Here is a 22,758-nt window from a genome sequence, read left to right on the forward strand (position 1 = left end):
AGCTAAGAAATATAAAATCAAAAATACACCTCCTCTAAAAACATCCTACTAAAACATTGAAAAGAACCCCTAACCAGGAGTTCTTTTCTCTATTCAATATTTTCTTAATGGGATATTTCCAATAAAGTTTTTTAGTGAAATTTTATAATGTTGTTCAATGTCACGTCCAAGGCTTTCATGTAATACCTTCATTTGTTCAATTATATAATTAAGATCGAAGACATTATATAACTGTTGAGTTTCCCAAATAGTGGTGAGTCGAGCCTTATTATCAAATGGTATTACTGAAATAATGGGGTCGTCTTCCTCATACTCCATTGTGTAATATCTATACTCTGTAACTCTGTTTTTTTTCTTTATCTTTTTAATCCAGTCGTGCAAAGATGCATAAAATTCTAATAAGGCGATATTTTCTTCAAAATATACTTCGCCATTTATAACTATTTTAAACTCTCCCTCTACTCTTAGAGCTGTTGACGGATCTTTCTTCATGTTCTTTGGAATATCTTTCTCATCAGATGTGAACATATAATCAAATTCTACTTGATTGGATAAGCTGTCCATATTTTACCATCCCAACCTATAACTATTTTTATTTTTGTCTCACCTTTTGTTCCGATCTTCTTTTTCAGATTTGCAGTGATGACAAAGGATAGTTTTTTATTATTGTTTATAGTAAACGAAACATTTTTAGATTGTAAGGCTTCTTTTATCCATTTATTCACTGTGCTCTTGCTTTTGGTATCAAATTTTCTGTATCTACCTTTTGCATTACTAAGATGTTTGTTGCTAACAGAAAACTTAGAAACTTTTTTTATACCTTGTTTAATTACCTGTTTTTTAAAAGTTTTTATTATTAGCTTCTTTCCGTATTTTTTAATAGCATATTGAATACCAAACCTAGAAACAATTCCAACTATTATTGCTGGAACAATTGATGACTGAGCTTCTATGGTGCTAACTTTATACTCTTTTCCTGTGTCATCATCCACAAAGGTTGCTGTAAAATCATTTCCTTCAATCTCTTCAATTAACACGTTGAATTTGTTAGTTTCTTTTTCCCCATTTTCTAACTCTGTAATACCATCAACTGTGATTTCACCTGTCTCATGATTAATTTTCATGTCAGTTTGGACATTCATACTCTCAGCTTCAAGCTGAGTAGATACATTAACTTCATCTGGGCTTTCCTTAACTTCCATTAACATATCTTGTTCTAGCTCTATCCCCAATTCTTTTTCAACATTCACTTCATATTCTTTACTAGCATTCTCTTCTATTCTTAAAGCATCAGAATCAATTTCGCCTGATTTTGCACTTGCAAATTCAGGAACAACTCCACACAAAAACAATGTTAACACAAGAATTTTTATTAAAACCTTCTTCAATCTAATTCTCTCCCTTGTTACAAATAATCATCCCATTGCCATACTCTCTGTCATAACCTAGCTTTCCAAGATCAACTGTATTTTTCTTGAGTGTTTGATGAACATTCTCTTTAGATTTGTATTTTTTAGAATACAAACAGCCTATAGCACCTGTTGCAAACGCAGTTGCAAAGGATGTACCTTTAACCTTCGTATATCCTCCGTGTATATCAGTTGTTTTAATATTTACTCCAGGCGCAGAAAAGTCAATTTTTCCTTTTGCTGAAATTGGATCAATTTTTAGTTTTTCGTTAAGTGAGGATATCGATAAGACGCCATCATATTTCGCAGGGTATTCAACAGTTAGACCTAATGTATTTCCAGAAGCAGCTGTAATTGTTATATTGTTATCTAGAGCACTTTTTATAACATTTCGTAATTCATCGTAGTCTTTTCCAAATCCGAAACTTATATTAATTATGTCTACCTTTTGCTCAATACACCATTTAATCCCTTTGACAACATCTTCAACTTTTCCTTTGCCATTTTTATTTAGTACCTTGACATCATAAATAATGGCATTCTGTGAAATACCTTTTATTTCTTCACCAGTTGCAGCGATTATTCCGGCAATTGCTGTACCATGACCATACTCATCTTCGATAGATTTTTTTGGTTTAATAGCATTGTACTCATAAAAAGTTAAATCTTTAAACTCTTTATGCGACTTATTAATACCGCTATCAAGGATAGCAATTTTGACATAATTCTTATGATTATTAGGTTTTTCATGACCTATAACTTTATATCCCCATAGCAGGTCTTTTTCCTTCTCTGTCTTGTATGATTTACTATTATCCTCAGAAACATCGCCAGATAGTCCCCAACATAATACAATTGCAAGAATCACTAGGCACGAAACAAATAGTAATAAGGCTTTTGACTTTTTCATTCAAGCTTCCTTCTCACATGCAGTATTTAGAATTAATACAGAATATACCTCCCTTACCTTTTTATGAAATACAAGAATATATTAACCTGTATTTATTTTGATGTAAATGTTATTTAAGAGAATATATCCTTATATATTCAAAATTTCCCATGCGTATACTACTGTAAATATGCCAGTTCTTCTTCTTGACTCGTTTACTTAATAATTATCTATGATTTTTTTGATTAAAAATGTTTTGCCACCGCTATGACCTGATAACACAATGAGTTTATTCATTACTTGCTGTAACCTCACTCCAATTCCACATGTCCAACGTTCTCCAAAATTGAAAGCGAAACAAGTAAACGTAAAAATAATGTCACTAAAATAGATTTTGAAAATGAAAAATCTAAATTAATCAGTGAAATTGAAAATGAACAAAAATTATTTTTTGGAATATGAATTATTCCAACTAAAACAGATTAAAGAATAGGCTATTTTTATTTGAATCTTGCTGGAATTGTAAGTAAATTAGAAGGGTTACCATGTAAAGAAATCTCTAGTCATAAACTTGACTAGAGATTTCTTACTGGGTAATTGTGCAATTTTAATTCATTCACTTTAACGCTTCTGTTTAAAAATCATTCAGTTTATTTGAAATCCCTCTTCAAAATCGAATACATAAACACATCATCAAACCCATTCTGACCAAGATCATACTCCCGCAATAAACCCTCTCTTACAAAATCAAAGTTCTCCAATAATTGAACAGAGGACGTATTTGCTGGATCAATAATCGCTTCAATCCGGTTCAGATTCATATCCTGAAACCCATATCGTAACACCGCAGCGATTGCCTCACTCATGATGCCTTTTCTCCAATGATCGTGGTGTAATTCATAGCCAATTTCGGTACGGTAGTGCTGTTTTTCTAGATTGAGAAAGCCGCAGCTGCCGATAATAGCAGGATCATCTTTTAAAGAAATGCCCCATCGGATGCCTGTTTGTTCTTTGAAGATATTGTCATACCACTTGATTTCTCCTTTTGTGTCTTCGATGGATTCATGAGCATCAATGCCCATGTAGCGGCACACAGTTTCATTTGATAAATAGATGTGCATATCCTCAGCGTCTTCGATCGTTGCTTGTTTTAAGATTAGTCTTTCGGTATGTATGGTTGGGAATGATTGCGGGAATATCAGTTTACGTCTAGTCATATTTTTCTCCTCGTGCAATTTTATTTAAATTATACCTGTACTGGTCGATTTTGTGTAATGCTTTGGTATAATATGAGAATATGATTGTGGGAATAATTCACAAACAAAATTCGATTAAAAGCAAAAGAGGATAATTGAAATGGGCATTTTTCTAATGATGATCGTCATGATCATCGTATCTTTAGCGATCTATTTGTTTAAAAAGGGAATCATCCATTCTAAAGTGTTAGTGATTGTAGGGTCTATTTTAGGAGGAACCGCACTATTTGTTTGGGTGGCTATGTTTTTTAATTTTCACTCTGTATCTTTAACAAATGAATCGCTAGGTCATTTTAAGATTGGTGAAAAATTTGAGAGAGATCATACTTTTGTGGAGAATACTCAATTCTCCTATCCTAAACAGAGGGTCTATATGGAAAAAGAAAATCAAGATTTTGTAGTATCAGTTGATCAACATCATCGAGTTACATCTATTTACAATCAGTCAAAACAGAAAAAACTCAAAACATCTAAGGGAATCACTATTGGAGACGATTATTCATCTGTGATACAAACATATGGAGATCAATTCAAGAAGCTCTGGTTTGTCGAAGGGTATAGCAAAGGTATACAATATCAAGATCAATCAAACGGTATCATTCTGGAGTTCTTTTTCAATGACAATAAACTAGCACTCATTGAACTTCGTAGTAAGCGGAAATAAAAAAGTAGAAAGTAAAAACAAGCATTTCAATTGAAATGCTTGTTTTTATGTTGCTGTTCCCTAACATGTCTTACAATAAAAAACCCCTTCATTCCTCAGCCAAGCTTTCACCTCTGTCATTCCTTTTCTTTTTGGATAGACCAGCTTGACGTACACTTCTTCGTTTCCTTCTATCTTTTTCTGACAGCTAGCACACGTAGGTTCTTCGAATAGAAACAATCGACTTACTCCTTTTTGTACATATTTCTTCCATTATATCAAATATTCAACTTGTTCTTTCGACTCCTTTTCTTCACTTTCTCTATTTTTATCCGACATATGCTAAGTAAAAGAAATTTCCATTTGTTGAAACCGTTTGTGAGAAACCTTGCTCTAACAGGTGTAGGAGGTGTGAATGAGATGAAGCAAGTGCGTCTAATTAAAAAAGCACAAAAAGGGAATGTCCCGGCATTTGAGAAATTAATGCTGATGTATCAGGAGCGTTTATATAAAACGGCTTTTCTCTATACAAGAAATAAAGAGGATTCGTTAGATGCTGTTCAAGAAACGGTCATTAAAGCGTTTAAGCATCTATCGGGATTAAAAGAACCGGCTTATTTTTCTAGCTGGCTGACGCGGATTTTGATTCATACGATTTTTGCGATGAAGAAAAAGCAGCAAGATGTTGTTCCGTTTGAGCAGCAGCATGAAAGTGTTGAGCGTCATGATTTGTTGGAAGACAAGCTCGATTTAAAAAATGCACTTGAAGTGTTAGATGAGCAATACCAGGTAGTCATTCAGCTATTTTATTTTCAAGATTATTCAATTTCGATGATTTCTGAGCAGATGGGTGTGCCTGAAGGAACGGTTAAAACTCATTTGTATCGTGCAAGAAAGCTATTAAAGCAAACATTGGAGAAGGAGGAGAGTGTCGATGGAACGAAAAGAAATGAAAAAGCTTTATGATGAGATTGATGTACCAACAGTTGAAGTGACCTCTGCGATTCGCCAAGCCATTGGGGATGTGAAAGCGGAACAGAAAAGACACTGGTTCAAATGGAACTGGAGAGCGCCAGTATATTCTGCCATTGTTCTCATCGTTCTTTACTTTTCATCAGGCTTCCTTTTTCCTTCTCTTAATACAGCGATGGCACGTGTCCCGATTATTGGGCAGTTTTATATGATGTTTCACGATAAAGTAGGAATGTCTCTTTTTCAGAGTGATATGGTGAAGCATGTTAATGAGGGGGCTGAATCAAGAGGGGTTACTGTGAAAGTAAACAGTGTATACTATGATGCCGGGCGGCTTGTTTATACGTTTACGGTGGAGAATTTCCATACAAAAGAAGAATTTGTATCGTTCAGAGTGAATGCAGAAAAAATCGATGGAAACTTCCAACTAAATTATGATAAAACAGAATTGAAAAAATTAAAAGATGGCCGCTATGTTGGACAGACTGAAGTCTATACAAATGGACAAACGATCAAACAAGGTCAGCAAGTGCCACTTGTCATTTCGAAGATAGGGGATATTGTAGGGAATTGGCGCTTCAAGTTACCTGTGGTCAAGCAAAAAACCACTTTATTATCGGGACAAAAAGACGTGTCTATTTTAGATGGGCGTTATCAAATAAGGAATGTAAAGGTAGAAAATGGAGTGAAAGGCTCTGCTATTCAATATGCCATTGATTATAATGGTTTTGCCAAAGATGATAGAGTCAGTATAGATGGAATGAAGGATAATTTAGGAAATGAGTATCAGCTTGAGATTGGAACCGTTTTAAGAAAAAAACAACTGACTCCTGACAAAACTAGAAAAGATCATTTGACGATTTTGAATCAGCCGATCAATTCAAAGGCGACTGAATTGACATTTTACACAGATGTGAGAAACGAACGAGAAGACAGCAAGATCATTCCTCTCCAGACAAAGCTGCCTGTTCAGTTCAAAACAAAGCATCATGGGATCGGAATCAAAATCAATAAAATAGAGCAAAAAGACCGTTCTGTGATAATTGAATATCAATTTACTGGAGTAGATCAAAAAGAATTAGATCAGGATGTGATGGAGAATGTAGGTGAATTAATTGGATTAGGCGATGTTAAAAAGCTGAAATCATGGCCCGACCCAGAAGCAAATTATGAAAGCGGATATTACTTGAAGGGGAACCATGCGAAGATGACGAATTTAAAGACAGCTTCCATGCAATCCACCTTTGAATTTGATGATAAGAATTTAGAGACTTTATCATTAAAACATTTTTCTTTTAAAGAATATGGGCTTTACCTTGATTTGTCAGAACTGAATATGTTGGCACCACAGAAAGCGATAAAGGTAACCATTCCAGTCAAAAAAGAAACTTCAAAAGCTAGTCAATAAATAAGAGAGCGAACATGATTACACATGTTCGCTTTTTGTCTGTTGTTCCACCAGTCGATGACGATTGAACGAGTACCGAATCAACATCAACGCCACAAAACTAGCTAACCCGCCTATCCAACTTAAATTCGTTACATTTGTATACTGTATAATCACGCCGCCCATGGACGATCCAAGCATCATGCCGATGTTCATAATCGCTGTATTAAAGCTCAGCACGGTTTCTGATGCTTGGGGTTTAAGGGAGATCAGATAAAATTGCTTTGCTGGAGTTGTCGTCCATGTAGCGATGCCCCATATGGCTAGTGTGATCAAGACACTAATTGTAGAGAATTGCGTAAAAAATAAGGCAAAGAGAGCGAACATCTGGATCATGATGCTGATCGAGATGGTTCGGTTTGGCCCCCATTGATCAACGGCGAAGCCGCCAAAGCGTGAGCCTATAAAAGCAGCAATTCCTAATATAAGTAAGGAAATACTTGTCATTTCAAGAGAAAAGCCTGCGGTCTGTCGTAATAAAGGAGAGATATAAGCGAATACCATTGTGTAGCCTAAGATCCAAAAGACGGTCGTGGCTAAGCCGCTGATCACCCTACGGTCTTGAAGGATGTGTAATTGCTGCTTCAATGGCAGATGTGAATGTCCCTCCATTCGTGGCAGTAATTGATAAAGCAGGACCAAGAGACAAGCAGTACCTAGCGCAATGATGAGAAAAATATAGTGCCAATCCACATGACCTGATAGAAATGTGCCAATAGGAACACCAAGTACGAGTGAAACGGTAAAACCAGTAATGACCGTCGCCATCGCGCTTCCTTTTTTTTCTGGAGGGGCGATCTGCGCTGCATAATTCGTGGCGACCACAATATATAAGCCGCCGCTCATGGCCATGATGACTCGAGATAGCAGGAGCAGCACAAAGTGATGGCTAAAAAAGGCGACCACATTGCCTAAAATAAACACAAAAATAGCCGATAACAGAACCTTTTTTCGGTTCAATTTCGATGTTGCCATGACTAAAAAGAGAGCGCCTACTGCATAAAATAGAGAGTAAACGGTGATAAGCTGCCCGGCAGCAGGAATGGAGATGTGTAAATCAACTGCAATTATATCTAGAATGCCAGACACGACGAATTCTGAAGTGCCTGTGACAAATGAACCGACAGCTAAAAGAATAATCAATAGCTGATGAGATGTGTTTTTCATTTTTGAACCCTTCCTTCATTTTGATACGTTGTATTTAGTTTAAATTCCGTGCTAACATAAGTAAAATTGATGTTTTTCATGAAGGGGATGAGTGAATACTCATGAGCTTTGTTCGCTTTGATATTATCGCAAAAGTGGTGGAGCTTGGCAGTTTTACCGCAGCAGCTGAAGCATTAAATATGACGCAGTCCGCCGTGAGTCATGCAGTGGCAAGTTTAGAAACGGAGTGGGGTGTGTCTTTATTCATTCGCGACCGAAAAAAGGGCATTATGCTGACGGACATCGGTCAAACTCTTCTCCCGCATATTAGAGAAGTGTTAAATAGGATGGAGAAGATCCAGCAAGAAATTGCGTTAACGAAAAATATTGAAACAGGCTTGATTCGTATCGGTACATTTGCCAGTGCATCTGCTTGTTTATTGCCTAAGCTGCTTGTAAGCTATCAGAAAAAGCATCCGAAAATCGAATTTAAATTTTATGAGGGGACGTATGAAGAAATATTGGAGTGGCTGGATTCTGGCATTATTGATGTTGGATTTGTTGTGAAAGGCCATGCGGATGAAGCCTTCGACTTGCTGCCGCTGATCAAAGATGAGATGGTGGTCGCTTATCATCCTCATCATCGATTCCACCAGCAGCCCATTGTAGACATAACAGATTTGGCGGATGAACCTTTTATTATGCCGACTGGCATGTATCAATCACATGTAGAGGATATTTTTTCTGAGGCCCAATTGAAGCCGGCTACTTTATTTGAAGTACATGATTGTACGACTATTGCTCGTATGATCGGGGAAGGGCTTGGTGTCACGATAGGCCCTGAGTTGTTTTTAAAAACGCAGCAGCTTGTGCACATTCGTCAGCTGAATGTGTCTCATCATCGTGAGGTTGCGCTCGCCTGTCCTTCTCTCTCCCAAGCTTCTCCGGCAGTGAAAGAGTTTTTCCATGTGGCCGAAACGGTTTTTGTAAAAGAGAAGGATTTAGAGAAGGGTGTATAAAGAACTAGAAGTGATTTTCCAAATTCGTGTAATAAGACGAATGAAGCGGACATTTCTTTGAAAATTGTTCGCTTTTCGTATTGTGTTTTAAAAATGAAGTTGGTACAATAGACACAGAAATCAAATAGATAGAAGTCGTATAATCGCGGGGATATGGCCCGCAAGTTTCTACCAAGCTACCGTAAATGGCTTGACTACGTCAATTCACACTCGTTTGATATAAATCATGCATTGTTCTTGTTTTATGTCACGGTCTGAATTCACACTTGTAGTCAAGCGTCCCAAAACTGTTGGGGCGTTTTTTATTTGACTTGTGAATGGGACAGACTAAAGCAAAAGGACATGAAGGGAGTCAGTTGGCTTTGAAACAGTTTTTTCAGTTTGATGAGTTAGGAACGAATTACCGCAGAGAAATCATCGGTGGTTTAACCACATTTTTGTCGATGGCTTACATTTTGTTTGTCAATCCGATCACACTTGCTTTAGTGTCCGTACCGGATTTTCCAGATAAATTACGAATTGATCAGGGCGCTGTCTTTACAGCGACGGCGTTAGCCTCTGCCGCAGGGTGTATTCTGATGGGGTTGATTGCCAGGTATCCGATTGCGATTGCACCAGGTATGGGTTTGAATGCCTTCTTCGCCTTCTCGGTTGTTCTTGGCATGGGCATCACATGGGAAGCAGCACTTTCTGGTGTGTTTGTTTCAGGATTGATCTTTGTTGCCCTTTCTTTAACAGGTTTCCGTGAAAAAATCATCAATGCCATTCCGGCTGAGCTGAAGCTGGCGGTTGGTGCGGGTATTGGTTTGTTCATTACGTTTGTCGGTCTGCAAGGCTCTGGCATTATCGCCAATAATGATAATACGCTCGTTTCGATTGGAAACATTCACAGTGGCCCTGTCTTATTAACGGTGTTTGGTATCGTTGTGACTGTCATTTTAATGGTTCTTCGAGTGAATGCAGGTGTCTTCATCGGGATGCTTGTGACAGCTATTGCAGGAATGATCGTTGGTCTTGTACCAGTACCGACGCAAATTGTGGGAAGTATTCCAAGCTTATCTCCAACCTTTGGCCAAGCCTTGATTCATTTACCAGAAATTTTCTCAATTCAAATGCTTGTCGTGATTTTAACGTTCTTATTCGTTGGGTTCTTTGATACAGCAGGAACGCTTGTGGCTGTTGCAACCCAAGCTGGTTTAATGAAAAATAATGAGCTGCCGCGTGCAGGAAGAGCACTTCTGGCGGATTCATCTTCAATCGTTGTAGGTTCTGTCCTTGGAACATCCACAACGACATCTTATGTTGAATCCAGCTCAGGTGTAGCTGCTGGTGCGCGTTCTGGATTTGCAGCTGTCGTAACAGGTATTTTCTTCTTACTTGCGATGTTCTTCTCGCCGCTATTATCCATCGTTACATCGAATGTGACAGCACCTGCTTTAATCATTGTCGGTGCACTGATGGTCGCTCCGCTTGCGAAGATTGCCTGGGATCGTTTTGAAATTGCCGTACCAGCCTTCTTAACGATGATTATGATGCCACTCACATACAGTATTGCAACAGGGATTGCGGTTGGCTTTATTTTCTACCCGATTACGATGATCTTTAAAGGGAAAGCCAAAGAAGTACATCCGATTATGTACGGATTGTTTGTGATCTTTATTCTTTACTTTGCTTTCTTAAATCATTAATTGTGCAATCAAAACAGCAGCTCATGGAAGCTGCTGTTTTTTTGTTTTGTCTAATTTTCTTGCCATTTTAAAACCTCTGCTGCCTTTTATCCGTCTATTCGTATGAACGTCAAGGCATCTTGACTGAACAGAGAGACTCCGCTACTTTAAGAGGAGTCATCCGAACAGGTCATTCGTATGAGCCTGTAAGGATTGTGCTGGATAGGAGTTGATATGAGATGTTAGAAAAAGATCAAGAGCAAAGTACATCAGACTTAAAAAATGAAGAGCCATCAATAGATCAAGAAACGAGGCAATCCCGCCTCAGCAGAAGCGCCGCAAAACGTGGAAGAACCTCGAAAGCAAAAGCAGCAGCGGCTGATGAGCGTTCTGCCATTCAGCGTATGCTGCAAGGTGTAGGAGGCGCGTTTAAGCGCTATGGCTCATATGGACTTGCGATGTTAAAATCACCGAGTCGAGCAATCAATCAAGCGGAAACATTACGGATGAAGTACGCCTGGATTTCGATTGTGTTATGCAGCGTGTTTTTTGCTTTAGGCAACTATGTTCAATTAAAGGCGTCAAAGACCCGTTTATTAGGCTTTGGCATTCATTACTCTTTTGGTGACGCCTTTTTGAGGATAGCGGTCTTTACACTCATCCTGTTGACATTGATGATGCTTACCGTCTGGTTACTCGGAAAGTACATGCTAAAAGGAAACATATCACTGAAAGAAGTGATCATGAAGTTTGGTGCCGCCCTTGTGCCGGTTTTGGTTTTATCCATCCTTTGGCTTGTATTTGCCATGATGAATATTCCATATGTGACGGTCATTTTATCTGTGATGATGTTTTTTGGTCTCCAGTTGATTGCGATCGTACTCTTTCGCTCGATTCAATCGGAGCATGAAGCGGTGCGCGGTGATTTGATGTATGCGGGCTGGATCTTTTTATTGGTGGAGCTTGTCATCATTGCACTACTCTGGAGCATTGTCGGAGAGTATTTGATTCCATCACTTGTTCCTGTTCGATTTGGATAAACACACTGAAAGCCTCCTTTTTTGAAAAAGGAGGCTTTCATGTTGAGAAGAGGAAAAAACGGGTAAACTCTTGGTAACAAAGACCACCTTTGTTGTCGAAAGATATATGTGTTTTTCTCGCGCAAATTTGATTGTATCAAGGTATGTTCTCTAGTAGAATATGGGGTGCTTTATTTGATTTTTAGTGCAGGGGGTTCGAATCGTGCTTCAACAACTTTTATCCAATGCGTTCACCATGGTTTTGATCATTTTAGTGATTAATATTGTCTATGTTTCTTTTTCCACTATGCGTTTGATTTTAACAATGAAAGGCAGACGGTACGCAGCTGCTTTTGCTGGTACGATTGAAATGCTTATCTATGTCATTGGGTTAAGTATCGTACTTGATAACTTAGATCAAATACAAAATGTCATTGCGTATGCGCTAGGTTATGGGATGGGAATCATTGTCGGGATGAAAATTGAAGAGAAGCTGGCACTTGGCTACACAACTGTTAACGTGATCACAAAAGAATTGGATGTCGATCTCCCAAGACAATTGAGAGAAAAAGGATATGGTGTCACCAGCTGGGTAGCAGGCGGTCTTGAAGGAGACCGGACAGCATTGCAAATTTTAACACCGAGAAAATATGAACTGCAATTATATGAAACGATTAAAACGCTGGATTCAAAGGCGTTTATCATTTCGTATGAGCCCAAATCGATTCACGGCGGCTTCTGGGTGAAGGCTGTGAAGAAAAGGAGAATTAAAGAATGACCGCAAAACCAAAGAAGAAGAAATTCTATGTGGAAGACAACATGACGATCGATCAAGTGTTGTCCCAGATGGCAGCGGAAGGCTACTCGCCTGTCCGACGAATGGAGGAGCCCATTTTTCAGGAAAAGAAGGAAAATGGGTCGATTCAGATCATTCCGATTGGGAAAAAAATCGTATTTGAAGGAAAAATAGTCTAAATCCGAACATTAAAACGACGACTTCATAGATTGTTCGATAAATCCGTTGACATCATGAACATCCGTTGTTAAGATAAACATGAAATCAAAACACGAGCCTCATATAATCTTGGGAATATGGCCCATAAGTTTCTACCCAGTTACCGTAAATGACTGGACTATGCAGGATAGTGAACAAAACTGACATGGCGTTTCAAAAGCGAACAGCGCTTACCATGGCCCGGTTTGTGTTGCTTCCTAACAATGCAATGCAAATCGGGCCTTTTTGTTCGGCGTTTGACAAGCTGCTTAGGTTTGGGAAGCGTGTCAAACGATACAAAATCGAATATCAGCTTAAAGGTGGGGACAAAATGAAGCCGCTTGTAGGTGTCATCATGGGAAGTACATCTGATTGGGAAACAATGAAAAATGCGTGCGATATCTTAGAGGAATTAGACATTCCGTATGAAAAACAGGTGGTATCCGCACATCGGACACCTGACTTGATGTTTGAATATGCGGCAGAAGCAAGAGGTAAAGGACTAAAAGTCATCATTGCCGGTGCTGGAGGCGCAGCACATTTACCGGGGATGGTCGCAGCGAAAACGACACTGCCGGTCATTGGTGTGCCCGTACAATCAAAAGCACTAAATGGGCTGGATTCCTTATTATCCATCGTTCAAATGCCAGGCGGTGTACCGGTTGCGACAGTGGCGATTGGCAAAGCCGGTGCAACAAATGCAGGGCTTCTTGCCGCGCAAATGATTTCAGCATTTGATGAAACAATCGCTGCTCGCCTTGAAGAAAGAAGAGAGCAAACAAAACAGACTGTACTAGAAAGCAGTGATCAGCTTGTCTAAGCAGACCATTTTTCCAAACGCAACCATCGGTATTATCGGCGGAGGACAGCTTGGCAGATATATGGCCGTCAGCGCAAAGCAAATGGGATACCGGGCAGCTGTGTTAGATCCAGTCGCACAATCTCCTTGTGGACAGGTTGCTGATACAGAAATCACAGCTGCATATAGTGACCTCGAAGCGATTCGACAGCTGGCAGAAATCAGCGATGTCGTGACATATGAATTTGAAAATATTGATTATGATGCACTTAATCAATTGAAGGAAGAAGCCAATTTACCGCAAGGAAGTGAACTTCTTCTTTTAACTCAAAATCGTGAAACGGAGAAAAAAGGGATTGTAGACGCAGGCTGTGAAGTCGCGCCTTATCGCATCATTCATGATGAAAAAGAGCTGGAAGACGCAGTGGCCGTGCTTGGTTTGCCAGCCGTGCTGAAAACATGCAGAGGCGGCTACGACGGAAAAGGGCAGTATGTGATCAAGGAAAAAGGACAGCTTCATGAAGCAGCAGCATTGCTCACACATGGAACTTGTATTTTAGAAAGCTGGGTCCCATTTCAAATGGAGCTCTCGGTGATCGTCACTCGTTCTATTCATGGGGAGATTGCGGTATTCCCAGTCGCTGAGAACATTCATAAGCACAACATTTTGTTCCAAAGCATTGTGCCTGCAAGGGTAGAGGAACGCATTCAGGAGAAGGCAAAAGAGCTGGCAACGACACTGGCTGAAAAGCTGGGGCTAGTCGGTACACTTGCTGTAGAACTGTTCCTGACAAACGAGGGAGAGCTGCTCGTCAATGAACTGGCGCCTCGCCCGCATAATTCTGGTCATTATACGCTCGATTTATGTGAGACGAGTCAGTTTGAACAGCACGTTCGCGCGATATGCGGTTTGCCGCTTGGCGGTACAGCCCTTTTCTCAGAGGGCATGATGGTGAACTTATTAGGCGATGAAGTGGACATCCCAACAGAGCATCCTGAGCTTCTCAAAGAAGCGAAGCTTTATCTATATGGAAAGCATGAAGTAAAAGCCGGCCGCAAAATGGGTCACATGACATTTATGAAACAGCTTGATGATGAATGGATGACAAACATCACAAAGATATGGACTGAAAGAGATGGAGGAAACGGGAAATGATCGAACGTTACGCACGACCAGAAATGTCAGCAATCTGGACAGAGGAAAACAAATTTAATGCATGGCTTGAAGTAGAAATTCTCGCTTGTGAAGCTTGGGCAGAGCTTGGCGTTATTCCGAAAGAAGACGTTGTGACCATGCGCAAGAATGCAAGCTTTGATATTGATCGTATTCTAGAGATTGAACAAGACACGCGCCACGACGTGGTTGCCTTTACGCGTGCTGTATCTGAATCTCTAGGAGAAGAAAGAAAGTGGGTTCATTACGGGTTAACATCTACAGACGTAGTGGATACGGCGCTTTCATATTTATTAAAGCAGGCGAACGATATCTTGCTCAAGGACATTGAGAGATTTGTTGACATCCTAAAAGAAAAAGCAAAAGAGCACAAATATACCGTCATGATGGGCCGTACACACGGTGTACACGCTGAACCGACAACATTTGGCCTGAAGCTTGGTCTGTGGTACGAAGAAATGAAGCGTAACCTAGAACGTTTTAAACAAGCAAAAGCTGGCATCGAGTACGGCAAAATTTCTGGTGCTGTTGGCACATATGCGAACATCGACCCGTTTGTTGAGCAATATGTATGTGAGAAACTTGGCATCAAAGCTGCACCAATTTCCACCCAAACCTTGCAGCGTGATCGCCATGCAGATTACATGGCAACTCTTGCACTCGTCGCAACAAGCATTGAGAAATTTGCTGTTGAAATTCGTGGACTTCAAAAGAGTGAAACACGTGAAGTCGAAGAGTTCTTTGCAAAAGGACAAAAAGGATCATCAGCAATGCCGCATAAACGGAACCCAATCGGCTCTGAAAATATGACGGGGATTGCCCGCGTCATCCGTGGATATATGCTGACAGCTTATGAAAATGTACCGCTTTGGCATGAGCGTGATATTTCTCATTCCTCTGCTGAGCGCATCATTTTACCAGATGCAACGATTGCACTGAACTATATGCTGAACCGTTTCTCAAACATCGTGAAGAACTTGACGGTCTTCCCTGAGAACATGAAACGCAACATGGACCGCACACTTGGCTTGATTTACTCACAGCGCGTTCTTCTTGCATTAATCGATACAGGCATGGCACGTGAAGAGGCATATGATACGGTTCAGCCGAAGGCGATGGAAGCGTGGGAAAAGCAGGTGCCATTCCGTTCATTAGTAGAAGCGGAGGAAAAAATCACATCACGCTTAACACCTGAACAAATCGCTGACTGCTTCGATTACAACTATCACTTGAAAAATGTCGATATGATTTTCGAACGTCTAGGTCTTGCGTAAGAAATGGGCCGCCTGCTTGTCAGGTGCCCAATCCTGAAAATTGCCAACATTCAAATTAGGAGGCCAACCTGAATGACTGTGAAACAAGAACTTCTCTACGAAGGCAAAGCGAAAAAAATCTATCAGACCGATGACGAGCATATTTTATATGTCGAATATAAAGACTCAGCGACAGCATTTAACGGCGAAAAGAAAGCTGAAATCGAAGGCAAAGGCAGACTGAATAACGAAATTTCAAGCTTAATCTTTCAAATGCTGCATGAGAAAGGGATCAACAATCACTTTGTGAAACGACTCTCTGACACAGAACAGCTCATTCAAAAGGTGCAGATTGTTCCGCTTGAAGTGGTTGTACGAAATGTAGTGGCAGGCAGTATGTCAAAGCGCCTTGGCATTCCAGAGGGAACAAAACTGGATACACCATTAATCGAGTTTTACTACAAGGATGATGCACTCGGCGATCCGCTCATTACAGAAGATCATATTCACATTTTAGATGCAGCGACACCAGAGCAGGTCGAGGAAATGAAACAGATCACAAGACAAGTGAATGAAGAGTTAAAGCAAATCTTTTCAGACTGCCATGTGAATTTAATTGATTTCAAGCTTGAATTCGGAATAGATCACGAGAATCGTATTTTGCTAGCTGATGAGATTTCACCTGATACGTGCAGGCTTTGGGACAAAGATACAAACGAAAAGCTTGATAAAGACGTGTTCAGACGAAACCTGGGCGGCTTAACAAATGCATACGAAGAAATTTTCAAAAGACTTGGAGGCCATAAACATGTATAAAGTGAAAATTTTTGTCAGCTTAAAAGAGAGCGTTCTTGATCCACAAGGAAGTGCCGTGCAGCACGCCTTGCACAGCATGTCTTATCAGGAAGTAAAGGATGTCCGTATCGGGAAATACATGGAGCTTGTCATTGAAAAATCAGATCGTGATTTAGACACAGTCGTCAAAGAAATGTGTGAAAAATTACTGGCCAACACGGTGATTGAAGATTACCGCTATGAGGTGGAGGAGGTTGTCGCACAGTGAAGTTTGCAGTGATCGTCTTGCCTGGCTCTAACTGTGATATCGATATGTACCATGCGATTCAAGATGAGTTAGGTGAACAAGTTGAATATGTATGGCACGACGAAACGAGTCTAGACAGATTTGACGGTGTACTCGTACCAGGCGGTTTCTCTTATGGGGATTACTTAAGATGTGGTGCGATCGCTCGCTTCTCTAACATCATGCCGGCAGTGAAAAAAGCAGCTGCGGAAGGAAAGCCTGTTCTCGGTGTTTGTAACGGGTTCCAAATTCTTCAGGAGCTTGGCATTCTTCCAGGTGCGATGAGACGAAATAAAGACTTGAAATTTATCTGTCGTTCAGTTGAACTCATTGTAGAGAACAGCGAAACGCAATTTACAAGCGGCTATCAAAAAGGCGAATCCATTACGATTCCTGTAGCACACGGTGAAGGCAACTTCTACTGTGATGAAGACACTTTAGCGAAGCTCATTCAAAATGGCCAAATCGCTTTCACTTACGGAGACGATATTAACGGCAGTGTCAATCGAATTGCAGGTATAACGAATGAAGAGGGCAATGTACTCGGCATGATGCCGCACCCTGAGCGCGCGGTTGATTCATTACTAGGCAGCGCAGACGGACTTAAATTGTTTCAATCTATCGTGAAAAATTGGAGGGACACTCATGTCACTACTGCTTGAACCAAGTCACAAGCAAATTAAAGAAGAGAAATTGTATCAGCAAATGGGATTGAGTGATGAAGAATTCGCTTTAATTGAATCCATTATTGGCAGACTGCCAAACTACACAGAAACGGGTATTTTTTCTGTCATGTGGTCAGAGCATTGCAGTTATAAAAACTCAAAGCCTGTTTTAAGCAAATTCCCGACAAAAGGAGAGCATGTTCTTCAAGGTCCTGGGGAAGGCGCTGGAATCGTGGATATTGGAGACAACCAAGCGGTTGTATTTAAAATCGAATCACATAACCATCCATCTGCGATTGAACCGTATCAAGGAGCGGCTACAGGTGTCGGCGGAATTATCCGTGATGTATTCTCCATGGGTGCGCGTCCAATTGCTGTATTAAACTCTCTTCGTTTTGGTGAACTGACTTCACCGCGCGTGAAGTACTTGTTTGAAGAAGTAGTGGCAGGGATCGCAGGCTATGGAAACTGTATCGGAATTCCAACAGTCGGCGGAGAGGTTCATTTTGATCAAAGCTATGAAGGCAATCCGCTCGTAAATGCGATGTGTGTTGGATTAATCAACCACGAGGACATCAAAAAAGGGCAGGCCAAAGGAGTCGGCAACACGGTTATGTACGTTGGTGCTAAAACGGGACGTGACGGTATTCACGGTGCAACATTTGCGTCTGAAGAATTTTCTGATGAATCAGAAGAAAAACGTTCAGCGGTTCAAGTCGGCGATCCGTTCATGGAAAAGCTGCTGCTTGAAGCGTGCCTTGAAGTCATCAAAAACGATGCGCTCGTTGGGATTCAAGATATGGGAGCGGCTGGCTTAACAAGCTCAAGCGCGGAAATGGCAAGTAAAGCAGGTTCTGGAATCGAGATGAATCTAGATCTCATTCCGCAGCGTGAAACAGGTATGTCGGCATACGAAATGATGCTGTCTGAATCGCAAGAGAGAATGCTGCTGGTCATTGAAAAAGGCCGCGAACAAGAAATCATTGATATTTTCGAAAAATACGATCTTGAAGCGGTATCAGTCGGTCATGTGACAGACGATAAAATGCTTCGTTTACTCCATCAAGGTGAAGTCGTATGTGAGCTTCCTGTTGACGCTCTTGCAGAAGAAGCGCCGGTTTATCACAAGCCATCAAGTGAGCCTGCATACTATCGTGAGTTTTTAGAAACAAAAGTTGAAGCTCCAGCCATCACAGATGCAGCCGAAACGTTAAAGCAGCTCCTTCAGCAGCCAACAATTGCAAGTAAAGAATGGGTTTATGATCAATACGACTACATGGTTCGGACAAATACGGTTGTTGCACCGGGCTCTGATGCGGGCGTACTAAGAATCCGCGGAACGAAAAAAGCCCTAGCGATGACAACAGATTGTAACGCACGCTATCTCTACCTTGATCCAGAGGTTGGCGGGAAAATCGCAGTCGCTGAAGCAGCACGTAACATTGTCTGCTCAGGCGCTCGTCCGCTTGCAGTGACAGATAACCTGAACTTCGGTAACCCGGAGAAACCAGAAATTTTCTGGCAAATAGAAAAGTCAGCTGACGGGATTAGCGAAGCATGCCGCACGCTAAGCACACCAGTTATCGGTGGGAACGTCTCTTTATATAACGAATCAAATGGAACAGCGATTTACCCAACACCAGTCATTGGAATGGTTGGTTTGGTTGAAGATACTGCTCATATTACGACTCAATCGTTCCAGCAGGCTGGCGATGTGATTTTCGTCATTGGTGAGACGAAGGAAGAATTCGCAGGCAGTGAGCTTCAAAAGATGACAGAAGGCCGTATTTACGGAAAAGCACCAGACATTGATTTGGATGTAGAGCTCACGCGTCAAGAAGCTCTGCTAGCCGCGATTCAAAACGGTCTCGTTCAATCAGCACACGATGTGTCTGAAGGCGGACTTGGTGTAGCACTTGCTGAAAGTACATTTGGAACAGACGGTCTTGGTGCTGATATCCAAATCGATTTAAACAGCGAAGCTTCCTTATTCAGTGAAACACAGTCACGTTTTGTTGTCACAGTCAGACCAGAGCACTGCGAAGCGTTTGCTGCGGCGGTCAAAGATGCGAAAGAAGTCGGAACGGTCACAAATGATGGTGTATTTACCGTCAAAAATCAAGAAGGACAACAATGGATTCATGCAGCGGTCAACGAGCTTGAACGTGCATGGAAAGGAGCGATCCCATGCTTGCTGAAATCAGAGGCTTAAATGAAGAGTGTGGTGTCTTTGGGGTTTGGGGACACGAAGAAGCCCCGCAAATCACATATTACGGATTGCATAGCCTTCAGCACCGAGGACAAGAAGGTGCGGGAATCATTGCAACAGATGGTGAGAACCTGACATCACACAAAGGCCTTGGACTGATTACGGAAGTCTTTCAAAACGGTGAGCTAAAGGATTTGAAAGGAAAAGGGGCGATCGGACACGTTCGGTATGCGACAGCAGGCGGAGGCGGCTTTGAAAATGTGCAGCCCCTCTTCTTCCGCTCGCAAAACAACGGCAGTCTTGCCCTTGCTCATAATGGAAACTTAGTGAATGCAACGCAGTTAAAGCAGCAGCTAGAGAACCAAGGGAGCATTTTCCAGACCTCTTCTGATACCGAAGTGCTGGCTCATTTAATTAAGCGCAGCGGGCATATTGAATTAAAAGAGCAGATCAAAAATGCGCTGTCCATGCTGAAAGGAGCATATGCTTTCTTAATCATGACGGAAACAGAAATGATCGTGGCTCTTGATCCGAACGGCTTACGCCCGCTTTCACTTGGTATGCTTGGAGATGCTTATGTTGTCGCTTCTGAAACATGTGCATTTGATGTCGTTGGCGCTACGTATTTACGTGATGTGGAGCCTGGCGAAATGCTGATCATTAATGATGAAGGCTTGAAATCTGAGCGCTTCTCGATGAACATAAACCGCAGCATGTGCAGCATGGAATACATTTATTTCTCAAGACCTGACAGCAATATCAACGGCATCAATGTGCATAGTGCGAGAAAGAATCTAGGCAAAAAGCTTGCCGAAGAAGCGCATGTCGAAGCAGATGTTGTGACAGGTGTACCAGATTCCAGTATTTCTGCAGCGATTGGATATGCCGAAGCAACAGGTATTCCGTATGAGCTCGGTTTGATTAAAAACCGTTATGTCGGCCGGACCTTTATCCAGCCGTCTCAAGCATTGCGTGAGCAGGGCGTACGGATGAAGCTGTCTGCTGTGCGCGGGGTTGTCGAAGGAAAACGTGTCGTGATGGTGGATGATTCCATCGTACGCGGTACAACGAGCCGCAGAATTGTCACGATGCTAAGAGAAGCGGGTGCGACGGAAGTCCATGTACGCATTAGTTCACCGCCAATCGCGCATCCATGTTTTTATGGAATTGATACGTCCACACACGAAGAGCTGATTGCTTCTTCTCATTCAGTGGAAGAAATTAGACAGGAAATCGGTGCAGACTCCATTGCATTTTTATCTGTAGACGGTTTAATGGACGGGATTGGCAGGAAGTATGATGATCCGCAGCGCGGTCAGTGTTTAGCATGCTTTACTGGGAAATACCCGACTGAAATTTATGAAGATACAGTTCTTCCGCATGTGAAGGAAACGGTCCTGACGAAATAATCGAATAAAGGAGCAGCAGTCAAGATGAGTTGATATGCTGCTCTTTCATTCTGCCGAAAATACATGGAAAGCAGCAGCTAAAAGGAGTGAATGGGATGTCAGAAGCATATAAAAACGCCGGTGTCGACATCGAAGCAGGGTACGAAGCCGTCAAACGAATGAAAACACACGTAGAACGTACAAAACGAGCAGGTGTTATGGGCGCTCTAGGTGGATTTGGCGGTATGTTTGATCTATCTGAGCTGCCATATAAAAAGCCCGTTCTTGTTTCAGGAACAGATGGTGTCGGAACGAAATTAAAGCTTGCCTTTTTAATGGATAAACACGATACGATCGGCGTCGATGCCGTGGCCATGTGTGTCAACGATGTGCTTGCACAAGGGGCAGAACCGCTCTTTTTCTTAGATTACTTAGCCGTTGGAAAAGCAGATCCGCTAAAAATTGAATCCATTGTCAAAGGGGTGGCTGACGGCTGTGAGCAGTCTGGTTCAGCACTTGTCGGCGGTGAGACAGCCGAAATGCCAGGTCTTTACACAGAAGAAGAATATGATATTGCTGGTTTTTCGGTAGGTGTCGTTGAAAAGGATGAAATCGTGACAGGAAACAGCATCAAAGAGGGACATTTGCTCATTGGACTGAGCTCAAGCGGAATTCATAGCAATGGCTACTCTCTCGTTCGTAAAGTATTGCTGGAAGACGCTGGTCTTGACCTGCATCAAACGTATGAACCTTTTACAAGACCGCTCGGAGAAGAGCTTCTTGAACCGACAAAAATTTATGTGAAGCCCGTTCTCAAACAAGTGAAAGCCGGCAAAGTTGACGGCATGGCACATGTGACAGGCGGCGGTTTTATTGAAAATTTACCACGTATGCTGCCTGAAGGTCTTGGCGTTGAGATTGATAACGGCTCATGGCCAGTGCCACCAATTTTCTCCTTTATTCTAGAAAAGGGTCAGTTGAAGGCAGAAGAGATGTTCAATGTGTTTAATATGGGCATTGGCTTTGTCTTAGCTGTAAAAGAGGACGATCTTGTGGATGTGATTAGTGAACTTGAACAAGATGGAGAGAAAGCATTTCTCATCGGTCGTGTTCAAAAAGGAGAAGGTGTCACATTCGGCGGTGGAAGCCTCTCATGAAGAAGTTTGCTATCTTCGCCTCTGGAAGCGGGACAAACTTTCAAGCCATTATAGATACGTTAAAAGAAGAACAGTGGCAGGCAGAGGCCGCCATTGTGATTTGTGATAAACCGGGTGCGAAGGTGCTGGAGCGTGCTGAGAAAGAGGGCATTGCCTCCTTTGCTTTTACCCCGAAGGCTTTTCCGAATAAAGCCGCTTTTGAACAAACGATCATCGAACAGCTCAGGCTTCATGAAGTGGAATGGGTTTTCCTTGCTGGGTATATGAGACTGATCGGTCCGACATTACTTGAAGCGTATAGAGGGAAAATCGTGAATATTCACCCATCTTTGCTGCCAGCCTTCCCAGGTCTTGATGCCATCGGACAAGCCTATCAAGCAGGCGTCAAAGTGGCAGGCATCACCGTCCATTTTGTCGATGAAGGGATGGATACAGGTCCGATTATTGATCAAGCCGCGATTTATATTGAACAAGGCGAAGAGCTTGAATCGATTGAAAAAAGAATGCATGAACTAGAACACACACTATATCCAAAAGTGATCAAATCACTTTTAGAATTATCTTAATGAGG

General features: G+C 41.5%; 24 protein-coding genes and 2 riboswitches. Of the genes, 18 read left to right on the forward strand and 6 right to left on the reverse strand.

Annotated elements, in window-relative coordinates; genetic code table 11:
- Nucleotides 1–93 precede the first annotated feature (93 nt).
- From C6Y01_RS14295 to C6Y01_RS14310, 4 genes are all read right to left on the reverse strand, one after another.
- Nucleotides 94–564 carry a DUF7878 domain-containing protein gene (locus C6Y01_RS14295; RefSeq protein WP_095286046.1) on the reverse strand — a complete coding sequence of 157 codons (471 nt, stop codon included), beginning with the start codon at nucleotides 562–564 and terminating at the stop codon, nucleotides 94–96.
- Entirely contained in the window at nucleotides 540–1,388 is an 849-nt protein-coding gene (locus tag C6Y01_RS14300; RefSeq protein ID WP_095286045.1) for an SAR2788 family putative toxin, read from the reverse strand. Before C6Y01_RS14300 ends, C6Y01_RS14295 begins: the two co-directional genes overlap by 25 nt.
- Before the next feature lies 1 nt (nucleotide 1,389).
- A complete protein-coding gene (locus tag C6Y01_RS14305) occupies nucleotides 1,390–2,319 on the reverse strand; it encodes a S8 family peptidase (RefSeq protein ID WP_106037224.1) in 930 nt (309 codons plus the stop codon).
- A gap of 629 nt (nucleotides 2,320–2,948) precedes the next feature.
- Nucleotides 2,949–3,515 (reverse strand): GNAT family N-acetyltransferase, encoded by a 567-nt coding sequence (locus tag C6Y01_RS14310; protein ID WP_095286043.1) that lies wholly within the window; start codon nucleotides 3,513–3,515, stop codon nucleotides 2,949–2,951.
- Between the two features lie 139 nt (nucleotides 3,516–3,654).
- On the opposite strand from C6Y01_RS14310, the gene C6Y01_RS14315 reads away from it, so the two are divergent.
- The gene (locus C6Y01_RS14315; RefSeq protein WP_106038369.1) at nucleotides 3,655–4,218 is read left to right on the forward strand and encodes a hypothetical protein; all 564 of its coding nucleotides are present in this window, start codon (nucleotides 3,655–3,657) and stop codon (nucleotides 4,216–4,218) included.
- Between the two features lie 60 nt (nucleotides 4,219–4,278).
- On the opposite strand, the gene C6Y01_RS19145 is transcribed toward C6Y01_RS14315, so the two are convergent.
- A complete protein-coding gene (locus C6Y01_RS19145; protein WP_106038370.1) occupies nucleotides 4,279–4,437 on the reverse strand; it encodes a Fe3+ hydroxamate ABC transporter substrate-binding protein in 159 nt (52 codons plus the stop codon).
- 180 nt (nucleotides 4,438–4,617) lie between these two features.
- Between C6Y01_RS19145 and C6Y01_RS14325 the strand changes: the two genes are divergently transcribed.
- A complete protein-coding gene (locus tag C6Y01_RS14325; protein WP_106038371.1) occupies nucleotides 4,618–5,163 on the forward strand; it encodes a sigma-70 family RNA polymerase sigma factor in 546 nt (181 codons plus the stop codon).
- Nucleotides 5,132–6,577, forward strand: coding sequence for a DUF4179 domain-containing protein (locus C6Y01_RS14330; protein ID WP_106038372.1), 1,446 nt, complete (start codon nucleotides 5,132–5,134; stop codon nucleotides 6,575–6,577). Before C6Y01_RS14325 ends, C6Y01_RS14330 begins: the two co-directional genes overlap by 32 nt.
- An 18-nt stretch (nucleotides 6,578–6,595) precedes the next feature.
- Here C6Y01_RS14330 and C6Y01_RS14335 read toward each other — a convergent pair whose 3' ends face one another.
- Nucleotides 6,596–7,783, reverse strand: a complete 1,188-nt coding sequence (locus C6Y01_RS14335) for an MFS transporter (RefSeq protein ID WP_106038373.1) — start codon at nucleotides 7,781–7,783, stop codon at nucleotides 6,596–6,598.
- A gap of 101 nt (nucleotides 7,784–7,884) precedes the next feature.
- On the opposite strand from C6Y01_RS14335, the gene C6Y01_RS14340 reads away from it, so the two are divergent.
- The 15 genes from C6Y01_RS14340 (at nucleotide 7,885) to purN (ending at nucleotide 22,753) form a co-directional block, all read left to right on the forward strand.
- Nucleotides 7,885–8,781 carry a LysR family transcriptional regulator gene (locus tag C6Y01_RS14340; RefSeq protein WP_106038374.1) on the forward strand — a complete coding sequence of 299 codons (897 nt, stop codon included), beginning with the start codon at nucleotides 7,885–7,887 and terminating at the stop codon, nucleotides 8,779–8,781.
- Nucleotides 8,782–8,896: 115 nt separating this feature from the next.
- Nucleotides 8,897–8,998, forward strand: a riboswitch (purine riboswitch).
- 145 nt (nucleotides 8,999–9,143) lie between these two features.
- Nucleotides 9,144–10,469 (forward strand): NCS2 family permease, encoded by a 1,326-nt coding sequence (locus tag C6Y01_RS14345; RefSeq protein ID WP_034664933.1) that lies wholly within the window; start codon nucleotides 9,144–9,146, stop codon nucleotides 10,467–10,469.
- 218 nt (nucleotides 10,470–10,687) lie between these two features.
- Nucleotides 10,688–11,488 (forward strand): hypothetical protein, encoded by an 801-nt coding sequence (locus C6Y01_RS14350; protein WP_095286040.1) that lies wholly within the window; start codon nucleotides 10,688–10,690, stop codon nucleotides 11,486–11,488.
- A 202-nt stretch (nucleotides 11,489–11,690) separates the two neighbouring features.
- Nucleotides 11,691–12,245 carry a DUF2179 domain-containing protein gene (locus C6Y01_RS14355; RefSeq protein ID WP_024424505.1) on the forward strand — a complete coding sequence of 185 codons (555 nt, stop codon included), beginning with the start codon at nucleotides 11,691–11,693 and terminating at the stop codon, nucleotides 12,243–12,245.
- A complete protein-coding gene (locus tag C6Y01_RS14360; RefSeq protein WP_012009137.1) occupies nucleotides 12,242–12,442 on the forward strand; it encodes an NETI motif-containing protein in 201 nt (66 codons plus the stop codon). Before C6Y01_RS14355 ends, C6Y01_RS14360 begins: the two co-directional genes overlap by 4 nt.
- 79 nt (nucleotides 12,443–12,521) lie before the next feature.
- Nucleotides 12,522–12,623: riboswitch (purine riboswitch) on the forward strand.
- Nucleotides 12,624–12,792: 169 nt separating this feature from the next.
- A complete protein-coding gene (gene purE / locus C6Y01_RS14365) occupies nucleotides 12,793–13,281 on the forward strand; it encodes a 5-(carboxyamino)imidazole ribonucleotide mutase (protein WP_095286065.1) in 489 nt (162 codons plus the stop codon).
- Nucleotides 13,274–14,416, forward strand: a complete 1,143-nt coding sequence (purK, locus tag C6Y01_RS14370; protein ID WP_095286039.1) for a 5-(carboxyamino)imidazole ribonucleotide synthase — start codon at nucleotides 13,274–13,276, stop codon at nucleotides 14,414–14,416. Before purE ends, purK begins: the two co-directional genes overlap by 8 nt.
- Nucleotides 14,413–15,708 carry an adenylosuccinate lyase gene (gene purB, locus C6Y01_RS14375; RefSeq protein ID WP_034664786.1) on the forward strand — a complete coding sequence of 432 codons (1,296 nt, stop codon included), beginning with the start codon at nucleotides 14,413–14,415 and terminating at the stop codon, nucleotides 15,706–15,708. Before purK ends, purB begins: the two co-directional genes overlap by 4 nt.
- Before the next feature lie 72 nt (nucleotides 15,709–15,780).
- Nucleotides 15,781–16,503 (forward strand): phosphoribosylaminoimidazolesuccinocarboxamide synthase, encoded by a 723-nt coding sequence (gene purC / locus C6Y01_RS14380; RefSeq protein ID WP_106038375.1) that lies wholly within the window; start codon nucleotides 15,781–15,783, stop codon nucleotides 16,501–16,503.
- Nucleotides 16,496–16,750 carry a phosphoribosylformylglycinamidine synthase subunit PurS gene (gene purS / locus C6Y01_RS14385; protein WP_003214349.1) on the forward strand — a complete coding sequence of 85 codons (255 nt, stop codon included), beginning with the start codon at nucleotides 16,496–16,498 and terminating at the stop codon, nucleotides 16,748–16,750. Before purC ends, purS begins: the two co-directional genes overlap by 8 nt.
- A complete protein-coding gene (purQ, locus tag C6Y01_RS14390; protein WP_106038376.1) occupies nucleotides 16,747–17,430 on the forward strand; it encodes a phosphoribosylformylglycinamidine synthase subunit PurQ in 684 nt (227 codons plus the stop codon). The genes purS and purQ overlap by 4 nt, the downstream gene beginning before the upstream one ends.
- Nucleotides 17,414–19,645: a phosphoribosylformylglycinamidine synthase subunit PurL gene (gene purL / locus C6Y01_RS14395; RefSeq protein ID WP_095286037.1), complete on the forward strand. Its 2,232-nt coding sequence runs from the start codon at nucleotides 17,414–17,416 to the stop codon at nucleotides 19,643–19,645. The genes purQ and purL overlap by 17 nt, the downstream gene beginning before the upstream one ends.
- Nucleotides 19,621–21,051 carry an amidophosphoribosyltransferase gene (gene purF, locus C6Y01_RS14400; RefSeq protein ID WP_034664775.1) on the forward strand — a complete coding sequence of 477 codons (1,431 nt, stop codon included), beginning with the start codon at nucleotides 19,621–19,623 and terminating at the stop codon, nucleotides 21,049–21,051. The genes purL and purF overlap by 25 nt, the downstream gene beginning before the upstream one ends.
- A 95-nt stretch (nucleotides 21,052–21,146) precedes the next feature.
- Nucleotides 21,147–22,187: a phosphoribosylformylglycinamidine cyclo-ligase gene (gene purM / locus C6Y01_RS14405; protein WP_106038377.1), complete on the forward strand. Its 1,041-nt coding sequence runs from the start codon at nucleotides 21,147–21,149 to the stop codon at nucleotides 22,185–22,187.
- Nucleotides 22,184–22,753, forward strand: a complete 570-nt coding sequence (gene purN, locus C6Y01_RS14410; protein WP_106038378.1) for a phosphoribosylglycinamide formyltransferase — start codon at nucleotides 22,184–22,186, stop codon at nucleotides 22,751–22,753. Before purM ends, purN begins: the two co-directional genes overlap by 4 nt.
- Nucleotides 22,754–22,758 lie beyond the last annotated feature (5 nt).

It is taken from the genome of Bacillus sp. NMCC46 (assembly GCF_002998465.1).
Classification (GTDB): Bacteria; Bacillota; Bacilli; order Bacillales; family Bacillaceae; genus Bacillus.

What these genes read in the sequence shown, in the direction of transcription:
- C6Y01_RS14295 (WP_095286046.1), bottom strand. Translation starts at nt 564, where the DNA reads ATGGACAGCTTATCCAATCAAGTAGAATTTGATTATATGTTCACATCT.
- C6Y01_RS14305 (WP_106037224.1), bottom strand. Translation starts at nt 2,319, where the DNA reads ATGAAAAAGTCAAAAGCCTTATTACTATTTGTTTCGTGCCTAGTGATT.
- C6Y01_RS14310 (WP_095286043.1), bottom strand. Translation starts at nt 3,515, where the DNA reads ATGACTAGACGTAAACTGATATTCCCGCAATCATTCCCAACCATACAT.
- C6Y01_RS14315 (WP_106038369.1), top strand. Translation starts at nt 3,655, where the DNA reads ATGGGCATTTTTCTAATGATGATCGTCATGATCATCGTATCTTTAGCG.
- C6Y01_RS14325 (WP_106038371.1), top strand. Translation starts at nt 4,618, where the DNA reads ATGAAGCAAGTGCGTCTAATTAAAAAAGCACAAAAAGGGAATGTCCCG.
- C6Y01_RS14330 (WP_106038372.1), top strand. Translation starts at nt 5,132, where the DNA reads ATGGAACGAAAAGAAATGAAAAAGCTTTATGATGAGATTGATGTACCA.
- C6Y01_RS14335 (WP_106038373.1), bottom strand. Translation starts at nt 7,783, where the DNA reads ATGAAAAACACATCTCATCAGCTATTGATTATTCTTTTAGCTGTCGGT.
- C6Y01_RS14340 (WP_106038374.1), top strand. Translation starts at nt 7,885, where the DNA reads ATGAGCTTTGTTCGCTTTGATATTATCGCAAAAGTGGTGGAGCTTGGC.
- C6Y01_RS14350 (WP_095286040.1), top strand. Translation starts at nt 10,688, where the DNA reads ATGTTAGAAAAAGATCAAGAGCAAAGTACATCAGACTTAAAAAATGAA.
- C6Y01_RS14360 (WP_012009137.1), top strand. Translation starts at nt 12,242, where the DNA reads ATGACCGCAAAACCAAAGAAGAAGAAATTCTATGTGGAAGACAACATG.
- purE (WP_095286065.1), top strand. Translation starts at nt 12,793, where the DNA reads ATGAAGCCGCTTGTAGGTGTCATCATGGGAAGTACATCTGATTGGGAA.
- purB (WP_034664786.1), top strand. Translation starts at nt 14,413, where the DNA reads ATGATCGAACGTTACGCACGACCAGAAATGTCAGCAATCTGGACAGAG.
- purC (WP_106038375.1), top strand. Translation starts at nt 15,781, where the DNA reads ATGACTGTGAAACAAGAACTTCTCTACGAAGGCAAAGCGAAAAAAATC.
- purS (WP_003214349.1), top strand. Translation starts at nt 16,496, where the DNA reads ATGTATAAAGTGAAAATTTTTGTCAGCTTAAAAGAGAGCGTTCTTGAT.
- purL (WP_095286037.1), top strand. Translation starts at nt 17,414, where the DNA reads ATGTCACTACTGCTTGAACCAAGTCACAAGCAAATTAAAGAAGAGAAA.
- purF (WP_034664775.1), top strand. Translation starts at nt 19,621, where the DNA reads ATGCTTGCTGAAATCAGAGGCTTAAATGAAGAGTGTGGTGTCTTTGGG.
- purM (WP_106038377.1), top strand. Translation starts at nt 21,147, where the DNA reads ATGTCAGAAGCATATAAAAACGCCGGTGTCGACATCGAAGCAGGGTAC.
- purN (WP_106038378.1), top strand. Translation starts at nt 22,184, where the DNA reads ATGAAGAAGTTTGCTATCTTCGCCTCTGGAAGCGGGACAAACTTTCAA.